Source organism: Betaproteobacteria bacterium, from assembly GCA_016791345.1.
Lineage (GTDB): Bacteria > Pseudomonadota > Gammaproteobacteria > Burkholderiales > JAEUMW01 > JAEUMW01.
The window spans coordinates 1-3,376 of record JAEUMW010000439.1 but is presented as its reverse complement, the minus strand read 5'-3'; the positions used below and the strand labels follow the sequence as shown (position 1 = coordinate 3,376).

The 3,376-nt window shown below is 65.0% G+C and carries 4 protein-coding genes and 1 pseudogene; 3 read left to right on the top strand and 2 right to left on the bottom strand.

Going from position 1 to position 3,376, the window contains the following annotated elements:
* The first annotated feature begins 402 nt into the window (after positions 1-402).
* Positions 403-1,773: a TrpB-like pyridoxal phosphate-dependent enzyme gene (locus tag JNK68_16585; protein ID MBL8541961.1), complete on the top strand. Its 1,371-nt coding sequence runs from the start codon at positions 403-405 to the stop codon at positions 1,771-1,773.
* A 27-nt stretch (positions 1,774-1,800) separates the two neighbouring features.
* Here the strand turns inward: JNK68_16585 and JNK68_16580 are convergent, their stop codons facing one another.
* Positions 1,801-2,028 (bottom strand): type II toxin-antitoxin system VapC family toxin, encoded by a 228-nt coding sequence (locus JNK68_16580; protein ID MBL8541960.1) that lies wholly within the window; start codon positions 2,026-2,028, stop codon positions 1,801-1,803.
* Positions 2,029-2,228: 200 nt separating this feature from the next.
* Positions 2,229-2,481: pseudogene (locus JNK68_16575) on the bottom strand (type II toxin-antitoxin system Phd/YefM family antitoxin).
* Positions 2,482-2,613: 132 nt separating this feature from the next.
* On the opposite strand from JNK68_16575, the gene JNK68_16570 reads away from it, so the two are divergent.
* Entirely contained in the window at positions 2,614-2,925 is a 312-nt protein-coding gene (locus JNK68_16570; protein ID MBL8541959.1) for a nucleotidyltransferase domain-containing protein, read from the top strand.
* 19 nt (positions 2,926-2,944) lie between these two features.
* A complete protein-coding gene (locus tag JNK68_16565; GenBank protein MBL8541958.1) occupies positions 2,945-3,322 on the top strand; it encodes a HEPN domain-containing protein in 378 nt (125 codons plus the stop codon).
* Positions 3,323-3,376 lie beyond the last annotated feature (54 nt).

Below are 3,376 nucleotides of genomic sequence, written 5' to 3'. Positions count from 1 at the left end.
CACGCAGGAGGCCCGGATGCTCGGTGGCCAGCGCATGCAGCGCGCGCGTAAGCTCGTCGTAGCGAAGATAAGTGTCGAAGCGCATGGCAGCCTGAAGATGCGGGGACCGACATTATGCCCGGTTCGCAGCCCGACTCGGCGGTCGAGGGCGACTCTCAACGGCCGCGATGACGACCGCAAGCCCGTGAGCGCAGCCCCGATGCGTCGGCAGCGTCATCGTGGCGTAGATGGCGTTGCAAGGTCCCCCGCGGCAAGATGGTATTGTGCTTTTCGACTTGAGCGTGCTGCAAGGTGAAGCCGGTGCCGACAAGCTTCCCCGGGGGCGTGCGGCGACCCGTCGGCGGATCGACACGGAAACGGCACGCTCCACCACTTGCTCCCATTACCGCGAGGGCCGTGAACGTGAACGACAGCGTCAAGTACCTGCTCGATGAATCCCGCATTCCCCGCCACTGGTACAACATCGTGGCGGACCTTCCGACACCACCGCCTCCGGTGCTGCACCCCGGCACGCTGAAGCCGGTCGGTCCCGACGATCTCGCTCCTCTCTTCCCGACATCGCTCATCCTGCAAGAGGCATCGACCGAGCGCGAGATCGAGATTCCCGGCCCCGTGCGGGACGTCTACCGTCAATGGCGCGCGACACCGCTGTATCGGGCCCGGCGCCTGGAGCGCGCACTAGAGACCCCGGCGCGGATCTACTACAAGTACGAAGGGGTCAGTCCCGCGGGTAGCCACAAGCCCAACACCGCGGTCGCGCAAGCGTTCTACAACCGCGAGGCGGGTGTGAAGCGGATCACCACGGAAACCGGAGCCGGCCAGTGGGGCTCGTCGCTCGCCTTCGCGGGCGCGGTCTTCGGCCTCGACGTGCAGGTCTTCATGGTCAAGGTCTCCTATGTGCAGAAACCCTACCGCCGCGCGCTGATGGAAACCTATGGAGCACGCTGCATCGCAAGCCCGTCGGCAGAAACGGAGTACGGCCGCAGCGTGCTCGCCCGGTCGCCCGACAGCAACGGCAGCCTCGGCATCGCCATCTCGGAAGCCGTGGAAATCGCGGCGAGCCGTCCCGATACCAAGTACGCGCTGGGCTCGGTCCTGAATCATGTGCTGCTGCACCAGACCGTGGTGGGACTGGAGGCGATGGAGCAGCTCGAACTCGCCGATGACTACCCGGACGTCATCGTCGGCTGCACCGGCGGAGGATCGAATTTCGCCGGGATCGCATTCCCTTTCCTGGGCAGCCAGTTGCGCAGTGGCCGCAACGTGCGGATCGTCGCGGTCGAGCCGGCGGCCTGCCCCAGCCTCACCCGCGGGCGCTACGCCTACGACTTCGGCGACACCGGCCACATGACGCCGCTCACGAAGATGCACACCCTCGGTTCGTCTTTCATGCCGCCGGGCTTCCACGCCGGCGGACTGCGCTATCACGGAATGGCGCCGCTGGTCTCGCACGTGAAGCAGCTCGGCCTCATCGAGGCGCGCGCCTACCACCAGCTGCAATGCTTCGAAGCGGGCGTGCTCTTCGCCCGGCACGAAGGCATCGTTCCCGCACCCGAGGCGAACCACGCGGTCAGGGGAGCGATCGACGAGGCGGAACGGTGTCGCGAAGAGGGCGTGAGCCGCGCCATCCTCTTCAATCTCTGCGGCCACGGCCACTTCGACATGCAGGCATACACCGACTATTTCGCCGGCAAACTCACCGATCAGGTCTACGACGAGCGCGAGCTCGCGATGGCGCTGTCCGGCCTGCCGAGCGTGCCCGAGCCGGCGTGACCGCGGATGCTGGGTGGCGGGCGTGAGCTACCAGAACGAGCGCGCGGGATAGCGCCGGATCGCTTCATCGGGTGTGACGACCGTAAGCCCGTGGGCAATCGCCTGACACACCAGAATGCGGTCGAAAGGGTCGCGGTGCAGATCCGGCAACTTCAGAAGTTGTACGACAGCCTCCTCGTCGATCGGCAGCGAGGCGATGTTATGAGCTTCACGTCGGGAGGTGAAGTAGCGATCTGGGGCCTCTCGAACGTGCATGTCGAAGCGCCGGGCGGCGTGCCTGACGAGGATCTCTCACGGCGAGTGACGAACCTCAGCTCGTCATTCCGGGGGCGCGTAGCGCAAACCGGAATCCAGAAACGGACCCCGCGAATCTCCTGGATTCCGGGCGCTGCCTTACGGCAGCCCCGGAATGACGGCCTCGAGTCGGCGACCAACTGACAAGCTGAGGTTCGTCACTAATCAGTTTTGCCCTTGCCTTCGAACAGATCGAGGAGCCCATCATCCAGCGGCTTGAAGAAGCTGGCGTGGAGCGTGAATTCACCTTCCGCCAGCCCGATCGGGCGCGGCGTCGTGCGCGTCGCTGCAACCGGCTTCAGTTCCGCGATCGGTTTGTTCCTCACGGCAGATGATGACCGTTTCGCCGGCCTCCACCTGCGCCAGATATTCGGAGAGGCGCGCCTTGACCTCGTGGACGTTCACGGACTTCATGATCGGAATCCTGGTCCGATACATGACGAAGTAGAAGGATGACGCGAGCGCCCAAGGGCGCAGTGCGCTTTCCTTGCGGAACTTGCTCGCTACTGGCCGAACCCGCGCACAAGGGGCACAATCGGCCCGATCATGATCACCGCTGAACAAATCGACGCCGCAGTGCGCACCTTGGCTGCGGCCGCGCAGCCCGAGCGCATAGTCCTGTTCGGCTCCTACGCACGCAACGAGGCGCGCGAAGACTCCGATCTGGACCTGCTCGTCATCGAGCGGGACGTCGACGACCGTGCCCGGGAGATGGTGCGACTTCGACGCCTCCTCAGGCCGTTGCGCATACCTGTCGATGTGCTCGTCTTTTCGACCGCGGACGTCGCGCGCTGGGGTAATCAGCCCGGCAGCGCCCTCTACTGGGCGCTGCGGGAGGGCAAAGTCGTTCATGGATGAGCGGCCGAGCGTAGCTCAAATGCTCATCGACGCCGCGGAGCAGGACCTGCGTGCGGCGCTCTTGCTCTCTCAGGCGCCTGGAATTCGTGACGGCGTGGTCGGTTTTCACTTTCAGCAGTGCGTCGAGAAAGCGCTCAAGGCCGTACTCGCTCACGAGGGAGTCGCCTTCCGCCGCACGCACGACATTGCCGAGTTGCTTGACCTGATGGCCGACCGACGCTTGAATTCCCCGCCCCACGCGGATTGGCTCGACGAACTCAATCCTTATGCCGCCGAGGCCCGGTATGGGCTGGTGGCACCACGCAACCTTGACCGCGCCTTCGCCGGCTCCGCCGCGAAGACTGTATTCGAGTGGGCGTCAGCACAGATGGGCCAACCACCGAGACGCGTGGGGTGAACTGGCATACGCATAGTCATCGTTCTCCCTTCGATGTCTCCCGCCATCACGCAC

Excerpts from the sequence above, each read along its gene's own strand:
- JNK68_16565 (MBL8541958.1), top strand. The coding sequence starts at position 2,945 with ATGCTCATCGACGCCGCGGAGCAGGACCTGCGTGCGGCGCTCTTGCTC.
- JNK68_16570 (MBL8541959.1), top strand. The coding sequence starts at position 2,614 with ATGATCACCGCTGAACAAATCGACGCCGCAGTGCGCACCTTGGCTGCG.
- JNK68_16580 (MBL8541960.1), bottom strand. The coding sequence starts at position 2,028 with ATGCACGTTCGAGAGGCCCCAGATCGCTACTTCACCTCCCGACGTGAA.